General features: G+C 54.1%; 15 protein-coding genes. 5 read left to right on the forward strand and 10 right to left on the reverse strand.

Annotation, left to right across the window (positions count from 1 at the left end; genetic code table 11):
* Positions 1-2 precede the first annotated feature (2 nt).
* The 10 genes from mraY to ilvI all read right to left on the reverse strand — a co-directional run bounded on the left by mraY (position 3) and on the right by ilvI (position 11,329).
* Complete coding sequence (gene mraY, locus AAIE03_RS14355; protein WP_013024610.1) at positions 3-1,085, reverse strand: phospho-N-acetylmuramoyl-pentapeptide-transferase; 1,083 nt, start codon at positions 1,083-1,085, stop codon at positions 3-5.
* The gene (gene murF / locus AAIE03_RS14360) at positions 1,079-2,437 is read right to left on the reverse strand and encodes a UDP-N-acetylmuramoyl-tripeptide--D-alanyl-D-alanine ligase (protein WP_058705565.1); all 1,359 of its coding nucleotides are present in this window, start codon (positions 2,435-2,437) and stop codon (positions 1,079-1,081) included. Before murF ends, mraY begins: the two co-directional genes overlap by 7 nt.
* A complete protein-coding gene (gene murE, locus AAIE03_RS14365) occupies positions 2,434-3,921 on the reverse strand; it encodes a UDP-N-acetylmuramoyl-L-alanyl-D-glutamate--2,6-diaminopimelate ligase (RefSeq protein ID WP_019106421.1) in 1,488 nt (495 codons plus the stop codon). Before murE ends, murF begins: the two co-directional genes overlap by 4 nt.
* Positions 3,908-5,674, reverse strand: a complete 1,767-nt coding sequence (locus tag AAIE03_RS14370; RefSeq protein WP_013024607.1) for a peptidoglycan glycosyltransferase FtsI — start codon at positions 5,672-5,674, stop codon at positions 3,908-3,910. Before AAIE03_RS14370 ends, murE begins: the two co-directional genes overlap by 14 nt.
* Before the next feature lie 16 nt (positions 5,675-5,690).
* The gene (gene ftsL / locus AAIE03_RS14375) at positions 5,691-6,011 is read right to left on the reverse strand and encodes a cell division protein FtsL (RefSeq protein WP_013024606.1); all 321 of its coding nucleotides are present in this window, start codon (positions 6,009-6,011) and stop codon (positions 5,691-5,693) included.
* Positions 6,008-6,949, reverse strand: a complete 942-nt coding sequence (rsmH, locus tag AAIE03_RS14380) for a 16S rRNA (cytosine(1402)-N(4))-methyltransferase RsmH (protein ID WP_013024605.1) — start codon at positions 6,947-6,949, stop codon at positions 6,008-6,010. The genes ftsL and rsmH overlap by 4 nt, the downstream gene beginning before the upstream one ends.
* A 2-nt stretch (positions 6,950-6,951) precedes the next feature.
* Positions 6,952-7,410, reverse strand: a complete 459-nt coding sequence (mraZ, locus tag AAIE03_RS14385; RefSeq protein ID WP_014592911.1) for a division/cell wall cluster transcriptional repressor MraZ — start codon at positions 7,408-7,410, stop codon at positions 6,952-6,954.
* 493 nt (positions 7,411-7,903) lie between these two features.
* The gene (cra, locus tag AAIE03_RS14390; protein ID WP_019106419.1) at positions 7,904-8,914 is read right to left on the reverse strand and encodes a catabolite repressor/activator; all 1,011 of its coding nucleotides are present in this window, start codon (positions 8,912-8,914) and stop codon (positions 7,904-7,906) included.
* Between the two features lie 196 nt (positions 8,915-9,110).
* On the reverse strand, positions 9,111-9,602 hold the full coding sequence (gene ilvN / locus AAIE03_RS14395) for an acetolactate synthase small subunit (RefSeq protein ID WP_014592909.1): 492 nt from the start codon (positions 9,600-9,602) through the stop codon (positions 9,111-9,113).
* Positions 9,603-9,604: 2 nt separating this feature from the next.
* Positions 9,605-11,329 carry an acetolactate synthase 3 large subunit gene (gene ilvI, locus AAIE03_RS14400; protein ID WP_014606592.1) on the reverse strand — a complete coding sequence of 575 codons (1,725 nt, stop codon included), beginning with the start codon at positions 11,327-11,329 and terminating at the stop codon, positions 9,605-9,607.
* Positions 11,330-12,062: 733 nt separating this feature from the next.
* Between ilvI and leuL the strand changes: the two genes are divergently transcribed.
* From leuL to leuD, 5 genes are all read left to right on the forward strand, one after another.
* Positions 12,063-12,146 carry a leu operon leader peptide gene (gene leuL, locus AAIE03_RS14405; protein WP_109707008.1) on the forward strand — a complete coding sequence of 28 codons (84 nt, stop codon included), beginning with the start codon at positions 12,063-12,065 and terminating at the stop codon, positions 12,144-12,146.
* An 88-nt stretch (positions 12,147-12,234) separates the two neighbouring features.
* Positions 12,235-13,797, forward strand: a complete 1,563-nt coding sequence (leuA, locus tag AAIE03_RS14410) for a 2-isopropylmalate synthase (RefSeq protein ID WP_498563057.1) — start codon at positions 12,235-12,237, stop codon at positions 13,795-13,797.
* A 2-nt stretch (positions 13,798-13,799) separates the two neighbouring features.
* Positions 13,800-14,891: a 3-isopropylmalate dehydrogenase gene (leuB, locus tag AAIE03_RS14415; RefSeq protein ID WP_013024599.1), complete on the forward strand. Its 1,092-nt coding sequence runs from the start codon at positions 13,800-13,802 to the stop codon at positions 14,889-14,891.
* 4 nt (positions 14,892-14,895) lie between these two features.
* Entirely contained in the window at positions 14,896-16,293 is a 1,398-nt protein-coding gene (leuC, locus tag AAIE03_RS14420) for a 3-isopropylmalate dehydratase large subunit (RefSeq protein ID WP_014606594.1), read from the forward strand.
* Positions 16,294-16,303: 10 nt separating this feature from the next.
* The gene (gene leuD / locus AAIE03_RS14425; RefSeq protein ID WP_015700963.1) at positions 16,304-16,909 is read left to right on the forward strand and encodes a 3-isopropylmalate dehydratase small subunit; all 606 of its coding nucleotides are present in this window, start codon (positions 16,304-16,306) and stop codon (positions 16,907-16,909) included.
* Positions 16,910-17,015: the final 106 nt, after the last annotated feature.

Here is a 17,015-nt window from a genome sequence, read left to right on the forward strand (position 1 = left end):
GATTAACGTACCTTCAGCGTCGCCAGGCCAATCAGCACCAGCATGAGCGAAATAATCCAGAAGCGCACAATCACGCGCGGCTCCGGCCAGCCTTTAAGTTCATAGTGGTGGTGAATCGGCGCCATACGGAAAATGCGTTGCCCGCGGAGCTTGAACGATCCCACTTGCAGGATCACCGACAGGGTTTCAACAACAAACACGCCGCCCATGATCACGAGTAAAAATTCCTGACGCAGCAGCACGGCGATGGTGCCCAGTGCGCCGCCCAGCGCCAGCGATCCGACATCCCCCATAAACACCTGGGCCGGATAGGTGTTGAACCAGAGGAACCCTAAGCCCGCCCCCACGATAGCGGTACAGACGATCACCAGTTCGCCAGCGTGGCGCAGATAAGGAATATGCAGATATTCTGCGAATTTCACGTTACCCGTTGCCCAGGCAACCAGCGCAAAGCCCGCCGCAACAAAGACGGTCGGCATGATCGCCAGGCCGTCCAGACCATCGGTGAGGTTAACGGCATTGCCGGTGCCGACGATGACGAAGTAAGCCAGTACGATGTAAAACAAGCCCAGCTGTGGCATAACATCTTTAAAGAAAGGCACCACCAGCTCGGTCGCCGGGGTATCTTTTCCGGCCAGGTAAAGCGCAAAAGCGACGCCCAGAGAGATCACCGACATCCAGAAATATTTCCAGCGCGCAATCAGCCCTTTCGTGTCTTTACGGACCACTTTGCGGTAATCGTCGACAAAGCCGATCACGCCAAAGCCCACCAGCACCACCAGTACGCACCAGACGTACGGGTTGGAAGGGTAAGCCCACATCAATACTGACAGGGTTATCGACGTCAAAATCATGATGCCGCCCATGGTCGGCGTACCGCGCTTGCTAAAGTGCGACTCCGGACCATCGTTACGCACAACCTGGCCGATTTGCAGTTTTTGCAGCCACGCAATCAGCCGTGGGCCCATCCACAGTGAAATAAACAGTGCGGTCAGCAGGCTGACAATGGCGCGAAACGTCAGATACGAAAAGACGTTGAAGCCGGAATAAAATGCGACCAGATGCTCGGCCAGCCAAACTAACATGTTCCTTTCTCCTGTAAACTCTGTACTACCTGCTCCATGGCGGCACTACGCGAGCCCTTAATCAATACGGTCATTTCCTGGTGTTCGGACAGCAGCTGGCGTAAACGTTCAGTCAGCGCAGTTTTATCGCTGAAATGTTCGCCAACGCCACTGCTTTCACTCAGGAAGTGGCTGAACTGACCGGTGCTGAGCACCCGATCCAGCCCTGCGGCTTTGGCCGCCAGCCCGACTTCACGATGAAACTTTTCGCTTTCATCACCTAATTCAGCCATATCGCCCACGACCATCACACGGTAGCCCGGCATCTCAGACAGTACCTGCGCCGCCGCAACCATCGATCCGACGTTGGCGTTATAGCTGTCATCCAGAATGAGTTGATGCTCAGAGAGGCGAACAGGGAATAAGCGGCCGGGAACGGACTGAAGACTTTTCAGGCCCGCCTGAACTGCGCTAAGCGGCGCATCGACCGACAGGGCGAGCGCAGCAGCGGCCAGTGCATTGGCGATATTGTGCCGCCCGGGCAACGGCAGAATGATGTCGGCTTCTCCACGGGGCGTGTGCATCACAAAATGGGTCCCATCCTGACGAATGCGGATATCATGCGCACCGAAGTCACAGTCTGCGGCCTGAGGCGAGAAACGCCAGACCGTTTTACCGTGCAGGTTCTCCTGCCAGCGCGGCCAGTCATTGCTGTCAGCATTTAAAATGGCCGTTCCCCTGGCAGGCAGGCCGTAAAAAATTTCACCCTTCGCTTTTGCTACACCTTCCAGCGATCCGAAGCCTTCGAGGTGCGCGGCGGCCAGATTATTGACCAGTGCCGCTTCCGGACGAACCAGGTCAGTGGTGTAAGCGATTTCGCCCTGATGATTGGCGCCAAGCTCAATGACGGCATACTGATGTTCTGGCGTGAGACGCAGCAAGGTCATGGGCACGCCAAAATCGTTATTCAGGTTACCGGCGGTATGCAGCGTTTCGCCGCACTGACGCAAAATGGACGCGGTCATCTCTTTCACTGACGTTTTGCCGGATGAGCCGGTCAGCGCAACAACGCGGGCAGTGGCCTGCTGGCGCACCCATGCTGCCAGCTTACCAAAGGCGATACGCGTATCTTTTACAACCACCTGAGGCACTGAGACAGGTAAATGCTTACTCACCAGCAAGGCTTTGGCACCCTTGGCGATGGCATCTTCTGCAAAGTCGTGGGCATCAAAACGCTCGCCCACGATGGCCACAAACAGGCTGCCTGCGGTGACCTTACGGGTATCCGTCGTGACGTCATTTAAAACCAGGTCATCGCCGTGCAGGGTGCCGCTGGCGATCTCTGCCAATGTGCTCAATGAAACCGGAATCATGCTACGCCTCCTAGCAGTGTGGCGACCGTGGCACGATCGGAGTAATCCAGGCGTTGATTGCCAATAATTTGGTAGTCTTCGTGACCTTTTCCAGCCACCAGTACGATATCATCGGGCTGGGCCTGCATAATGGTGCTGGTCACGGCCTGCGCCCGACCGGCGACCACACGGGCACGGCCAGGGTCAAGCAGCCCACTCAGAATATCCTGTACGATGGCCTGCGGATCTTCGCTTCGTGGGTTATCATCTGTCACCACCACGATGTCGGCAAATTGCTCAGCGATCGCTCCCATTAGTGGGCGCTTACCTTTATCACGATCGCCGCCACATCCAAACAGGCACCATAGTTTGCCTTTGCAATGCAGCCGCGCCGCTTCGAGCGCTTTCTCTAATGCATCTGGCGTATGGGCATAATCCACTACCACGGTGGGTTTACCGGTGGCGCTAAAGACCTCCATGCGTCCGTTCACCGGCTGCAGTCTTGCCGCTGCGCGCAGCAGATCGTCCAGGGCGTAGCCCAGCGCCAGCAGCGTCGCCAGCGCCAGCAGTAAATTGCTGACGTTGAAGGCGCCCATCAGGCGACTGTTCATTTCGCCCTCGCCCCAGCTGGAGTCAAAACGAATGTGCGCACCATTGTCGTGATAATTCACGTCAGTCGCACGAAGCCAGCGGCCATGACAGCCGGGCTGCAGATTATTTTCCATCGTGACGGCCACAGCGTCTGGCAGGTTTGCCAGCCAGCGGCGACCGACCTCATCGTCAGCATTGATAATGGCCACACCGACCTGATGTTCGGAAAACAGCAGCCATTTAGCGGACTCGTACTGCTGCATGTCACCGTGATAATCAAGATGGTCGCGACTGAGATTCGTAAAGACGGCAGCGGCAAACGGCAGCGCTGCGACCCGATGCTGTACCAGCCCGTGCGAGGAAATTTCCATTGCCGTCAGCGATGCGCCCTTCCTGACCAGTTCGTCCAGGTTATGTTGCACATCCACCGCTGAACCGGTGGTGTTTTCGGCCGGGACCAGTTGCCCGACCAGACCATTGCCGACTGTCCCCATCACCGCGCTGGTTTCACCCAGCAGGCTGGCCCACTGCGCCAGCAGCTGTGTGGTCGTGGTTTTGCCGTTCGTACCGGTCACGCCAATCAGTTTCTGCTTTTCGCCCGGCTGCTGGTAAAAACGGCCTGCCAGGGCAGAAAGACGCTGATGCAGCTGCGCCAGATAAATCACCGGTACGCCGTGCATCTCCCGAATTTCACCGTCGCTTGCTTCCCCTTCCGCTTCCGCGATAACGGCCGCCACGCCCTGCGCAATTGCCTGAGGAATAAACCGGCGTCCGTCAACCTGATGGCCTGCAATTGCAACAAACAGATCACCTGCAGCCGCTAAGCGACTGTCCAGAGTCATGTCACGCAACGGGCGCGCGGGTGCGTCAGGCACCCACGGTCCGAGTAAGTCGCGCAGGTTACGATCTGTCACTTGATTCCTCACTTCTGTTTGTCACCAACTCGTTTTTGTCATTGGTCGGCAGGGCATCCGGTTCGATGTTCATGGTGCGCAGCACGCCGCCCATGATGGCACCGAACACCGGTGCAGAAACCGCACCACCATAATATTTACCGGCCTGGGGATCGTTAATGACCACCACCAGCGCAAAACGAGGGCGACTGGCAGGCGCAACGCCTGCGGTATACGCAATGTATTTATTCACGTAACGACCATCCGGGCCGACCTTTTTCGCCGTACCGGTTTTGATCGCCACGCGATAGCCTTTAATGGCGGCTTTTACCCCGCCGCCGCCCGGTAGCGCCACGCTTTCCATCATGTGGACCACGGTTTTCACGAGGGCCTCAGGAAACACGCGCTCTCCGCCTACCGGCGGATCAACTTTCGTTATCGACAGCGGACGGGCAATGCCAAAGCTGCCAATGGTTGCATAGACTCGCGCTAACTGTAACGGGGTTACCATTAGCCCGTAGCCGAAAGAGAAGGTGGCCCTCTCTATGTCAGACCACCGTTGTTTTTTAGGGTATAAGCCACTACTTTCCCCGACCAGCCCCAAATTGGTCGGTTTGCCCAGCCCAAAGCGCGCGTAAGTTTCTACCAGTGCTGAGGAGGGCATCGCTAACGCCAGTCGTGAAACACCAACGTTACTCGATTTCTGTAAAACACCTGTCAAAGTCAGTTCGTTATAACGCGCGACATCTTTGATTTCATGGCCGTTGACGCGGTAGGGAACGGTATTCAGCACGCTGTTCTCTTTCACCACGCCACGTTGCAGCGCCGTCATCACTACCATCGGCTTCACCGTTGAACCGGGTTCAAAAATGTCGGTGATGGCGCGGTTACGCATCAGGTCTTTGGCCGTGTCGCTCAGATTATTCGGGTTGTATGCCGGACTGTTGGCCATCGCCAGCACTTCACCGGTGTTAACGTCCACCAGCACCGCCGTGCCTGATTCCGCTTTGTTAAACGCCACCGCGTTATTAAGTTCGCGGTAGACCAGCGCCTGCAGGCGTTCGTCGATGCTCAGCGTCAGGTTATGCGCGGCACGGCTGTCTACAGAGGAGATATCTTCGATAACACGGCCATAGCGATCTTTACGTACGGTTCGCTCGCCCGGCTCGCCGGTCAGCCATTTATCGAAGCTCTTTTCGATGCCTTCAATGCCTTCGCCATCAATATTGGTAAAGCCGATGAGGTGTGAGGTGACCTGCCCCGCCGGATAGTAGCGACGGGACTCTTCGCGCAGGTGAATGCCCGGCAGCTTGAGTTTTTTAACATATTCCCCAATGGCGGGATTAACCTGGCGCGCCAGATAAATAAAGCGCCCTTTGGGATTGGCATTTACGCGCGCGGCCAGCTGATCGATCGGGATGGAAAGCGCATCTGACAACGCTTTCCAGCGGCTGTCGAGCGTGACGCCACCAGCGTCGTGCAGCTCTTTAGGATCGGCCCAGATCGCATTAACCGGCACGCTGACCGCCAGCGGACGGCCACCGCGATCGCTGATCATCCCGCGCGCGGTCGGCACCGCCTGAACGCGTAAGGAGCGTAAATCGCCCTCTTTAACCAGCTTGTCTGGATTGATCACCTGCAGCCACGCAACCCGGGACAGCAGCCCACCTAACGCCAGCAAAATGCAACCGCATAACAACGCAAAACGCCAGCTTACAAAGCTGGCTTTATCTTCTGGTTTTTTTAACTTCAGCGTTCTTTTTACGCCGTTCATTAGCAGTAACAGATCCTTATTTTTGCACCACGATGTTTTCCTGCGAAGGATCAACGTGCTGCATCTGCAGCTTTTCGGTGGCGATCCGCTCAACGCGGCTGTGATCGCCAAGGGCGTTCTCTTCCAGAATCAAATTGCGCCATTCAATGTCCAGCGCATCGCGCTCCAGCACCAGCTGCTCTCGCTGGGCAGTTAACAGGCGCGTTTTATGCGTAGTGGTGACCACCAACACGGCAGAAACCAGTACAGCAATCAGCAACAGCAGTGGAATTTTGCCTTTGCGCAAAATATCCCCGGCGATAACGCCGGGTAGGCTGTGCCTTTCGTTGCCGATCATGCGTCGGTTCTCTCCGCGATGCGTAAAACGGAACTACGCGCACGGGGGTTCTCTTTCACCTCGGCGTCACCCGGTACCATCTTGCCCAGTAACGTTAACTGACGACCGCCCAGCGCATTGAGCTGCTGTTCGGTCATTGGCAGTCCACGCGGCACCTGCGGCCCCCGACTTTGATCGCGCATAAAGCGTTTTACTAAACGGTCTTCCAGCGAATGGAAGCTAATAACGGACAAACGCCCTTGTGGAGCCAGGACCTCGACCGCGCCTTTCAGGGCGGTATCGATCTCTTCCAGTTCGCTGTTAATCCAGATCCGAATCGCCTGGAAGCTGCGGGTGGCCGGATGTTTAAACTTGTCTTTAATCGGCGTGGCTGCGGCGATCACCTCTGCCAGCTCTTTCGTGCGCGTCATTGGCTGTTCACGGTTGCGCTCGACGATGGCGCGGGCGATGCGTTTTGCAAAACGCTCTTCCCCATACGTTTTCAGCACAAATGCGATATCGGCTTCTTCCGCCTGCTTTAACCATTCGGCGGCAGAGTGGCCCCGCGTTGGATCCATTCGCATATCCAGCGGTCCGTCGCGCATAAAAGAAAAGCCACGTTCAGCATCATCCAGCTGCGGGGACGAAACCCCCAGATCCAGCAAGATGCCGTCGATGCGCCCAACCAGTTCACGCTCTGCCACGTAGTCCGCCAGGGCGGAAAAAGGGCCGTGAACAATGGAAAAGCGCGGATCCTTTATCTCAGCCGCCGCGGCGATAGCTTGTGGGTCACGGTCAATGGCGATGAGCTTTCCACTGGCGCCAAGCTGCGCCAAAATTAAGCGTGAGTGACCGCCACGACCAAAAGTGCCGTCGATGTAGATTCCGTCTTCCTTGATGTTGAGGCCATTAACCGCCTCATCCAACAGCACGGTGGTGTGTTTGTAATTTTCCTGCATAGCTATAGCGATAAATCCTGCAACCGCTCAGATAAAGGCGCCTGAGCTGACTGTTCTGCGTCAATATCTTCCCTGACTTGTTGATACCAGGTCTGTTCATCCCACAGTTCAAACTTGTTGAACTGCCCAACCAGCATCACTTCTTTGCTTAAATTTGCATGCTGACGAAGCGTATTCGCCACCAGTAAGCGGCCCGCATTGTCCATCTGACATTCACTGGCATGCCCCAACAGCAAGCGCTGCACGCGGCGCTCCAGAGGATTCATGCTGGAAAGACTCGCCAGCTTCTTCTCAATGATTTCCCAGGCGGGCAAGGTGTAGAGCAACAGGCATGGCTGGTGGAGGTCGATGGTACACACCATCTGCCCCTGTGATTCCTCGTTCAGCAAATTGCGATAGCGGGTTGGTACCGCCAGGCGTCCTTTGCTGTCGAGATTGACTAACGTTGCTCCACGGAACATGCCAGTCTCACCCCTCAATTACCCAATAACACCACTTTATCCCACTTTTTACCACAAAACGAGTTTAAGGATCGTAGGAAATCATTGTCAAGCCGGAGCGGCAGGTGAATATGATTATTTACCGAGGCGGGAATTAACGCTGGGAAGGTTTCAAAACGCCAAAAGATGATTAATCAAAATTAAACTAATGAATAACTGAATAAAAAAACCTGCCCCGAAACAGCATGGCTAAAATTAGCGCGCTTATTCCGGCCGAACGGCGGCGCGTCGTTTTGAGACAGGGGACGCATTTTAGGGGATTTCTTAAAGGATGCACAGCGGCACGCGCGCGGACGGGGGTTTTAAACAGCGGCTAAGTTGTAAGTAAACAAGAATGGTCTGTTAAGTTAATTTGTTAGCATAGATGATTAGCGCTGACGCTTTTTTACTTTGTAAGGAAAGAGTTTAAAAACAGCAGGTAATAATCAGGGGCAGACGCATTGCTGCCCTGATTTTATTTAGAAATTCTGCTTAATTGTCCCCGCCGTAATAAATTACGACGAATTCGGGTTAAACCGGGTTTGGGTTTTCTGGGCTCATCTAAAGAAGCCAACACTAATTCCAGCACCCGTTCGGCGACATCACGATGACGTTGACCCACAGACAGGACCGGACATTCAAGAAAGTCCAGCAGCTCATGATCGCCGAAGGTGGCAATCGCCAGGTCGGCCGGTAAGCGGCCGTTACGTTTCAGCGTAACATCCATAACGCCCTGCAGCAGGCCAAAAGAAGTGGTGAAAAGCGCATCTGGCATTGGATGATTTTCCAGATAGGTTTCGAACAGGGCTGCGGAGGCAGTGCGTTCAAAACTGTTACAGTAAATGTAATCTATCGGGCGCTCATCCCCTTTCCAGGCATCTCTGAAGCCCAGCTCGCGCAGAAAACTGACCGACAATTCAGGTAACGCGCCCATAAACAGCACATTACTGATTTTAAGCTGACGCAATTCAGCAGCCAGCGCAAAGGCATCATCCTGATCGGCACCCACCACGCTGGTAAAGTGTTCGCGATCCAGCGCCCGGTCCAGCGCAATAATCGGCAGCGGGTGATTAATCCAGCGCTGATAAAAAGGATGTTCGGGCGGAAGCGACGTTGAAACGATAATCGCATCAACCTGGCGTTGCAGCAGATGTTCAATACAGCGCATCTCGTTATCGGGCTGATCTTCAGAACAGGCGATCAACAGCTGGTAGCCGCGCTGGCGGGCCTGGCGTTCAAGGTAGTTAGCAATACGCGTGTAACTGGTATTTTCCAGATCGGGGATGACCAGCCCAATCGAGCGCGTGCGACCGGCGCGCAGACCTGCCGCTACCGCATTGGGATGGTAATTGTGCTCGCGCACCACCGCCATGACTTTCTCAACGGTTTTGTCGCTGACACGATACTGCCGTGCTTTCCCATTAATAACGTAACTGGCCGTGGTGCGCGATACACCCGCCAGACGCGCAATTTCATCCAGTTTCACTGTAACCCCACCATTAAACAGGCTTAAGCTGATCGTTAATCCGCAGATAAGCTATGGACATCCTCTCTAGCACATCTAACAGCAGAAAAGTGCGCGTAGCAACCGCTTTTCCGATGGTTGGCTGTCTTACGCATTAAAAAGAAAAAACCCGGCATTTCGCCGGGTTGCAAATTTCGCTGATGCTACCAGTGCGTCATTAACGCATAATGCGCTCACCACGAGACACGCCCACAATACCCGAGCGGGCCACTTCAACAATTTCCGCCACTTCCCGGACGGTGTTCAAAAAGGCATCCAGCTTGTCGCTCGTCCCTGCCAGCTGAACCGTGTAAAGCGAAGGCGTAACGTCAATGATCTGTCCACGGAAAATTTCGGCGCTGCGCTTTACCTCTTCACGGCCATAGCCCGTTGCCTGAATTTTCACCAGCATAATTTCACGTTCAACGTAAGCGCCCTGCCCCAACTCCGTGACGCGCAGTACATCGACCAGCTTGTGCAGTTGCTTCTCGATCTGCTCCAGCACTTTCTGGTCGCCCACGGTCTGAATCGTCATGCGTGACAACGTAGGATCGTCAGTGGGCGCAACGGTGAGACTCTCAATGTTATAGCCGCGTTGTGAAAACAGGCCCACTACGCGAGACAATGCGCCGGATTCGTTTTCCAGCAAAACCGATAAAATGCGACGCATAATTATGTCCTCTCCGTTTTGCTCAACCACATTTCGTCCATACTGCCACCGCGAATCTGCATCGGGTAAACATGCTCGCTGCCGTCAACGTTGACGTCAACAAAGACCAGCCGTCCTGTCGCCAGGGTTTCCAGCGCCATGGCCAGCTTCTCTTCCAGCTCAGCGGGATGATTAATGGCAATACCCACGTGGCCATAGGCTTCTGCCAGACGAACAAAATCAGGCAGCGATTCCATATAGGATTGAGAGTGGCGGCCAGAATAGATCATATCCTGCCACTGCTTCACCATGCCCAGGAAACGGTTATTCAGGTTCAGCACCAACACCGGCAAATCGTACTGCAGTGCGGTAGAGAGCTCCTGGATGTTCATCTGAATACTGCCATCGCCCGTAACGCAGATGACGGTTTCGTCAGGCAGGGCCATTTTCACCCCCAGTGCGGCAGGCAGGCCAAAGCCCATGGTGCCGAGACCACCGGAGTTGATCCAGCGACGGGGTTTATCGAAGGTGTAATAGAGGGCGGCGAACATCTGATGCTGACCCACATCCGAGGTCACATAGGCCTCCCCGTTGGTGAGACGACAAATGGTTTCGATAACCGCCTGCGGTTTGATTTTGTCGCTGGTGCGATCGTATTCGAGGCATTGACGACCACGCCAGGTTTCAATCGACTGCCACCAGTCGCGCAGACTGTCCAGTTGCTGCTTCGCTTCGCTTTGGTCAAGCAGTTCGAGCATTTGCTGTAACGTCTGTTTGGCATCCCCAACGATCGGAATATCGGCCGCCACCGTTTTTGAAATGGAAGTAGGATCGATATCGATGTGCATCACGGTAGCGTTCGGGCAATACTTCGCCAGATTGTTCGTGGTGCGGTCATCAAAACGGACGCCCACCCCGAAGATCAAATCGGCATTGTGCATGGTCATATTTGCTTCGTAGGTGCCATGCATGCCAAGCATGCCTACGCACTGACGATGACTGCCGGGAAACGCGCCCAGCCCCATCAATGACGTGGTAACCGGAATATTCAGGCGCTCGGCCAGCTGCAGCAGTTCGGCTTCGCACGAAGAGGTAATCGCGCCGCCTCCGGCGTAGATCACCGGCTTATGCGCTGCCAGCAACGTGTTTAACGCACGCTTGATCTGGCCCTTATGCCCCTGAATCGTCGGATTATAGGAGCGCATGCTCACTTCCTGCGGATAATGATAAGGCAGCTTATTGGCAGGATTGAGAATATCTTTTGGCAGATCGATAACTACCGGTCCAGGACGCCCCGTGGATGCCAGCCAGAAGGCTTTTTTCAGTACCGTCGGGATCTCTTCGGTATTTTTCACCAGGAAACTGTGTTTCACCACCGGACGGGAAATACCGACCATGTCACATTCCTGGAAGGCGTCGTAGCCGATCAGGGATGAAGGCACCTGACCTGACAGAATAACCAACGGAATAGAATCCATATAGGCCGTCGCAATACCGGTGATCGCATTGGTTGCGCCCGGACCCGACGTTACCAGCACCACGCCCACTTCGCCGGTTGCGCGAGCCAGGCCATCGGCCATATGCACGGCGCCCTGCTCGTGACGAACCAGAACGTGATCAATACCGCCGACGGTCTGCAGCGCATCGTAAATGTCGAGCACTGCGCCACCCGGATAACCGAATACCTGCTTAACGCCCTGATCGATTAACGACCGGACGACCATTTCGGCTCCTGACAACATCTCCATTTTCTGCCTCCCGGCTTGAGGAACTGAATCTACTGACGACTGCTTTCCCGCTAGCCACATGCATCCTGCCCTGCTATTCGCCAATTAAGATCAAAACCTTATGTTTTTGCGAAGACAGCAGAATTCATTTCTGCTGTCCCGATACAGAGAATTCTGCTGGGTTATTTTTCTAAGAGTAGGTCGATTAACATAACCGCAGAAAAACGGGCTGGCAAACGCCAAACGCCTTTTATTAAAGGGCACAGGATACAAAGGCTCTGCTCGCCAACTTTGGCTTACGATTATTAAACTAAATACGTCTGTTAATAGCAGAGGAAAATGCTGGGATTGATATTTTTTCCAGCCGTATCTAAGAAATAAAAAAAACATATGATGCAGGCCTTCAGGCAGCCGTGTTTTGGTCGGGCACTTTTATGGCGTAAGTCTCTTATAAACGCGTCATGCACATTCGATTATGCTGCCTTTAAACAAAACCGCCTGGGTAAAATAATGCCACGACAGTAAATTATCATTATATTTCATTGCATTACTCCATCACCGTAGCCCTTCAGGCCCGGATCGTCGGCACTAAACGCCGCGCGTGCAAAGGGTCTCGTTTAATACTCTGCGCAGGCGTTAAATGTCAGAACATTTTTCTTTACTGTGACAAAAAAATAACCCTTCGCTTATGGTTGACATTGATTGGCGATTCCAGTACCAATAGAGGCAGCAAAAAATTCACGAGGTTTGAAACATGTCACGTTCTTTCCGTCTATCAGGTCTACTACTAAACGCAACTTATCTGCGCGGTAGACTTGTGGGCGAAATCAAACACTGATTCGAACCTGCTAAAAGTTAAAAACCCGCGCCTGTCGCGGGTTTTTTTATGCTCGTTGCAAGGCAAGAAACGCAAAAGGATGAACACGATGAGCCAGCAAGTTATTATTTTCGATACCACTCTGCGTGATGGTGAACAGGCATTACAAGCCAGCCTGAGTGTGAAAGAAAAACTGCAAATTGCGTTAGCGCTGGAACGTATGGGCGTTGATGTTATGGAAGTCGGTTTCCCTGTGTCCTCACCGGGTGATTTTGAATCCGTGCAAACCATTGCACGCACGATTAAAAACAGCCGGGTTTGCGGCCTGGCACGCTGTGTTGAACAAGATATTGATGCCGCCTACGAGTCTTTACGCGTCGCCGAGGCCTTCCGTATCCATACTTTTATTGCCACCTCACCCATGCACATTGCCACCAAGCTGCGCAGCACCCTGCCTGAAGTGATTGAACGTGCGGTGCGCATGGTGAAACGCGCCCGTAACTACACGGACGATGTGGAGTTTTCCTGCGAAGACGGTGGCCGTACCCCGATTGACGACCTGTGCCGCATGGTCGAAGCCGCAATTAATGCCGGTGCCACCACCATAAACATTCCGGATACCGTTGGCTACACCTTGCCAAACGAGTACGCCAACATTATCGGCCAGTTAATTCACCGCGTGCCAAACATCGATAAAGCCATCCTGTCTGTTCATACCCATGATGATTTAGGTATGGCGACCGGCAACGCGATTGCTGCCGTGCAGGCTGGCGCGCGTCAGGTGGAGGGTACGCTGAACGGGTTAGGTGAGCGCGCTGGTAACTGCGCACTGGAAGAAGTGATCATGGCGATTAAAACCCGTCAGCAGATCATGAATGTTCACACCAACATTCACCATCAGGAAATTTATCGTACCAGCCAGATGATTAGTCAGATCTGCAACATGCCAATCCCGGCTAATAAAGCGGTGGTCGGTTCTAACGCCTTTGCCCACTCTTCGGGCATTCATCAGGACGGCGTCATTAAAAACCGTGAAAACTATGAAATCCTGACCCCAGAATCCATTGGCCTGCACAAAATTCAGCTTAATCTGACATCCCGTTCCGGCCGCGCAGCGGTAAAACATCGTATGGAAGAGATGGGCTACACAGAAAGCGAATACAATCTGGACTCCCTGTATGACGCTTTCCTGAAACTGGCGGACAAGAAAGGTCAGGTGTTTGATTACGACCTGGAAGCGCTGGCTTTCATTAATAAACAAAACGAAGAGCCTGAATTTTTCCAACTGAATGATTTCAATGTGCAGTCAGGCTCCAGTATCACGGCCACCGCGTCGGTGAATCTGGGCTGCGGCGAACAAACGAAATCAGAAGCGGCGACCGGTAACGGTCCGGTTGATGCGGTTTATCAGGCCATTAACCGAATTACCCAGTTCAACGCAGAGCTGGTTAATTACAAGCTGACGGCAAAAGGCCACGGCGAGAATGCGCTGGGTCAGGTTGATATCGTGGTGGGCTACAACAATCGTAAGTTCCACGGCGTCGGTCTGGCGACGGATATCGTCGAGTCTTCTGCCAAAGCGATGGTGAACGCATTAAACAACATCTGGCGAGCCAAACAGGTCGAGAAAGAGTTACAGCGCAAGTCTAAAGATCAGAAGGAAACGGTGTAATCATGTCAAACTCTTCACATATCGCAGTACTGGCGGGCGACGGAATCGGCCCGGAAGTGATGGCCCAGGCTATCAAAGTATTGGATGCGATTCGTCAGCGTTTTAACCTGCGTATTACCACCAGTGAGTACGACGTCGGTGGTATCGCCATTGACCGTCACGGCGAACCCTTGCCACCGGCTACCGTTGCAGGCTGCGAACAGGCCAACGCAATCCTGTTTGGATCGGTAGGTGGCCCTAAGTGGGAGCACCTGCCCCCGGCCTCTCAACCCGAGCGCGGGGCGCTGTTGCCGCTGCGTAAACACTTTAAGCTGTTCAGCAACCTGCGTCCTGCGGCGCTCTACAGCGGCCTGGAAGCTTTTTGTCCCTTGCGCAGCGATATCGCAGCACGCGGTTTCGATATCCTGTGCGTACGTGAACTGACCGGCGGCATTTATTTTGGTCAGCCGAAAGGACGCGAAGGCAGCGGCCCGCACGAGCGCGCTTTTGATACCGAAGTCTATCATCGTTTTGAAATCGAACGCATTGCGCGTCAGGCTTTCGAGTCCGCCCGCAAGCGCCGTAATAAAGTCACCTCTGTCGATAAAGCTAACGTGCTGCAAACATCCGTTATGTGGCGGGAAATCGTGAACGAGATCGCGAAAGATTATCCCGATGTTCAGCTGAGCCACATGTACATCGACAACGCCACCATGCAGTTGATCAAAGATCCTTCTCAGTTCGACGTGCTGCTGTGCTCTAACCTGTTTGGCGACATTTTGTCAGACGAGTGCGCGATGATCACCGGCTCAATGGGCATGTTGCCGTCCGCCAGCCTGAGCGAAGACGGTTTTGGCCTGTATGAACCGGCTGGCGGCTCGGCGCCGGATATCGCCGGGCAAAATATTGCTAATCCCATTGCCCAGATCCTGTCACTGTCGCTGCTGCTGCGCTACAGCCTGAATGCCGATGACGCCGCCGCCGCTATTGAGCGCGCCATCAGCCGGGCGTTAGCGGAAGGCTATCGCACCAAAGACCTGGCCGGTGACGGCCCTGCGATCAGCACAGATGAGATGGGCAGCATCATTGCCCGCTTTATCGCCGAGGAAAAATAATAAAATGAAAACCTTATACCAGAAGTTATTTGATGCACATGTCGTTCACGAAGCGCCGAATGAAACACCGTTGCTCTATATCGATCGTCATCTGATTCATGAGGTGACTTCGCCACAGGCCTTTGATGGCTTGCGTGCCCACGGTCGTAAAGTTCGTCAGCCTTCAAAGACGTTTGCCACCATGGATCACAACGTGTCCACCCAGACCAAAGATATTAATGCTTCGGGTGAAATGGCGCGTATTCAGATGCAGGAACTGATGAAAAACTGTGCCGAATTCGGCGTGCAGTTGTATGACCTGAATCACCCGTTCCAGGGCATCGTGCATGTGATTGGGCCAGAGCAAGGCATGACGCTGCCCGGCATGACCATTGTCTGCGGCGATTCCCACACGGCGACGCACGGTGCCTTTGGTTCACTGGCCTTTGGTATTGGTACGTCAGAGGTTGAGCATGTTTTTGCCACGCAAACCCTGAAACAGGGCCGTGCCAAAACCATGAAGATTGAAGTGACAGGTACGGTTGCGCCGGGCATTACGGCGAAAGATATCGTACTGGCGATTATTGGTAAAACCGGCAGCGCAGGCGGTACCGGCCACGTTGTTGAATTCTGTGGCTCGGCGATTGAAGCGTTGAGCATGGAAGGCCGCATGACGCTGTGCAACATGGCTATCGAGATGGGCGCAAAAGCCGGTCTGGTCGCCCCGGATGAGACCACCTTCGCTTACCTGAAAGGTCGCCAGTTTTCACCTCAAGGTGAAAAATGGGAGCAGGCCGTTGAGTACTGGGGCACGCTGAAGTCCGACCCAGGCGCTAAGTTTGACCGCGTGGTGACGCTGCATGCGGAAGAGATTGCACCGCAGGTGACCTGGGGAACCAACCCCGGCCAGGTGATCGCGGTGGATGCGCAGATTCCCGATCCGGCTTCGTTTGCCGATCCGGTCGAGCGCGCCTCTGCGGAGAAAGCGCTGGCTTACATGAATCTGCAACCCGGCATCAAACTGACCGATGTCAGCATTGATAAAGTCTTTATTGGCTCCTGCACAAACTCACGCATTGAAGATCTGCGTGCCGCCGCCGCGATTGCCAAAGGGCGTAAGGTCGCGCCTGGCGTTCAGGCACTGGTGGTGCCGGGTTCAGGCCCGGTTAAAGCACAGGCCGAAGCGGAAGGGCTGGATAAGATCTTTATTGAAGCAGGATTTGAGTGGCGCCTGCCCGGCTGCTCAATGTGTCTGGCCATGAACAACGACCGTCTGAACCCCGGCGAGCGCTGTGCCTCAACCAGTAACCGTAACTTTGAAGGCCGCCAGGGCCGTGGCGGACGGACGCATTTGGTTAGCCCGGCAATGGCCGCCGCTGCCGCCGTTAATGGCCATTTCGCCGACATTCGCAGCCTGACATAAGGACACCATCATGGCAGAAAAATTTACCCAACATACTGGTTTGGTGGTTCCACTGGACGCCGCTAACGTCGATACCGATGCCATCATTCCAAAGCAGTTTTTGCAGAAAGTCACCCGCGTAGGCTTTGGCGCCCACCTGTTTAATGACTGGCGTTTCCTGGACGATCACGGCCTTGAACCCAATCCGGATTTCGTGCTCAACTTTCCGGAGTATAAAGGTGCTTCTATCCTGCTGACGCGGGAAAACTTTGGTTGTGGTTCGTCACGTGAGCATGCGCCTTGGGCACTGACCGATTACGGCTTTAAAGTCGTGATTGCGCCCAGCTTTGCCGATATTTTCTATGGCAACAGCTTCAACAACCAGTTGCTGCCGGTTACGCTGAGCGATGAGCAGGTGGAGGAGCTGTTTACGCTGGTGAATGCGCATCCGGGTATCCACTTCGAAGTGGATCTGGAAGCGCAGGTCGTGAAAGCGGGCAACAACACCTACAGCTTTAAGATTGATGACTTTCGTCGTCACTGCATGCTGAACGGGCTGGACAGTATCGGCCTGACGCTGCAGCACGAAAGCGCGATCTCGGCTTACGAAAGTAACCAGCCTGCCTTTATGCGTTAACGCGTAAATAATGTAACCAGCCCGTTCGGCTCTGCCGTTCGGGCTTTTTTTCATCTGGCAAAAACTGCGCTAAAACAATTAATCGCGATTTATTTTATTGCAGAAC

This window comes from Pantoea sp. Ae19-2, assembly GCF_059801205.1.

What these genes read in the sequence shown, in the direction of transcription:
- AAIE03_RS14370 (WP_013024607.1), bottom strand. Translation starts at nt 5,674, where the DNA reads ATGAACGGCGTAAAAAGAACGCTGAAGTTAAAAAAACCAGAAGATAAA.
- leuC (WP_014606594.1), top strand. Translation starts at nt 14,896, where the DNA reads ATGAAAACCTTATACCAGAAGTTATTTGATGCACATGTCGTTCACGAA.
- leuD (WP_015700963.1), top strand. Translation starts at nt 16,304, where the DNA reads ATGGCAGAAAAATTTACCCAACATACTGGTTTGGTGGTTCCACTGGAC.
- leuA (WP_498563057.1), top strand. Translation starts at nt 12,235, where the DNA reads ATGAGCCAGCAAGTTATTATTTTCGATACCACTCTGCGTGATGGTGAA.
- murF (WP_058705565.1), bottom strand. Translation starts at nt 2,437, where the DNA reads ATGATTCCGGTTTCATTGAGCACATTGGCAGAGATCGCCAGCGGCACC.
- rsmH (WP_013024605.1), bottom strand. Translation starts at nt 6,949, where the DNA reads ATGCAGGAAAATTACAAACACACCACCGTGCTGTTGGATGAGGCGGTT.
- mraZ (WP_014592911.1), bottom strand. Translation starts at nt 7,410, where the DNA reads ATGTTCCGTGGAGCAACGTTAGTCAATCTCGACAGCAAAGGACGCCTG.
- leuL (WP_109707008.1), top strand. Translation starts at nt 12,063, where the DNA reads ATGTCACGTTCTTTCCGTCTATCAGGTCTACTACTAAACGCAACTTAT.
- ftsL (WP_013024606.1), bottom strand. Translation starts at nt 6,011, where the DNA reads ATGATCGGCAACGAAAGGCACAGCCTACCCGGCGTTATCGCCGGGGAT.
- mraY (WP_013024610.1), bottom strand. Translation starts at nt 1,085, where the DNA reads ATGTTAGTTTGGCTGGCCGAGCATCTGGTCGCATTTTATTCCGGCTTC.
- leuB (WP_013024599.1), top strand. Translation starts at nt 13,800, where the DNA reads ATGTCAAACTCTTCACATATCGCAGTACTGGCGGGCGACGGAATCGGC.
- ilvI (WP_014606592.1), bottom strand. Translation starts at nt 11,329, where the DNA reads ATGGAGATGTTGTCAGGAGCCGAAATGGTCGTCCGGTCGTTAATCGAT.
- ilvN (WP_014592909.1), bottom strand. Translation starts at nt 9,602, where the DNA reads ATGCGTCGCATTTTATCGGTTTTGCTGGAAAACGAATCCGGCGCATTG.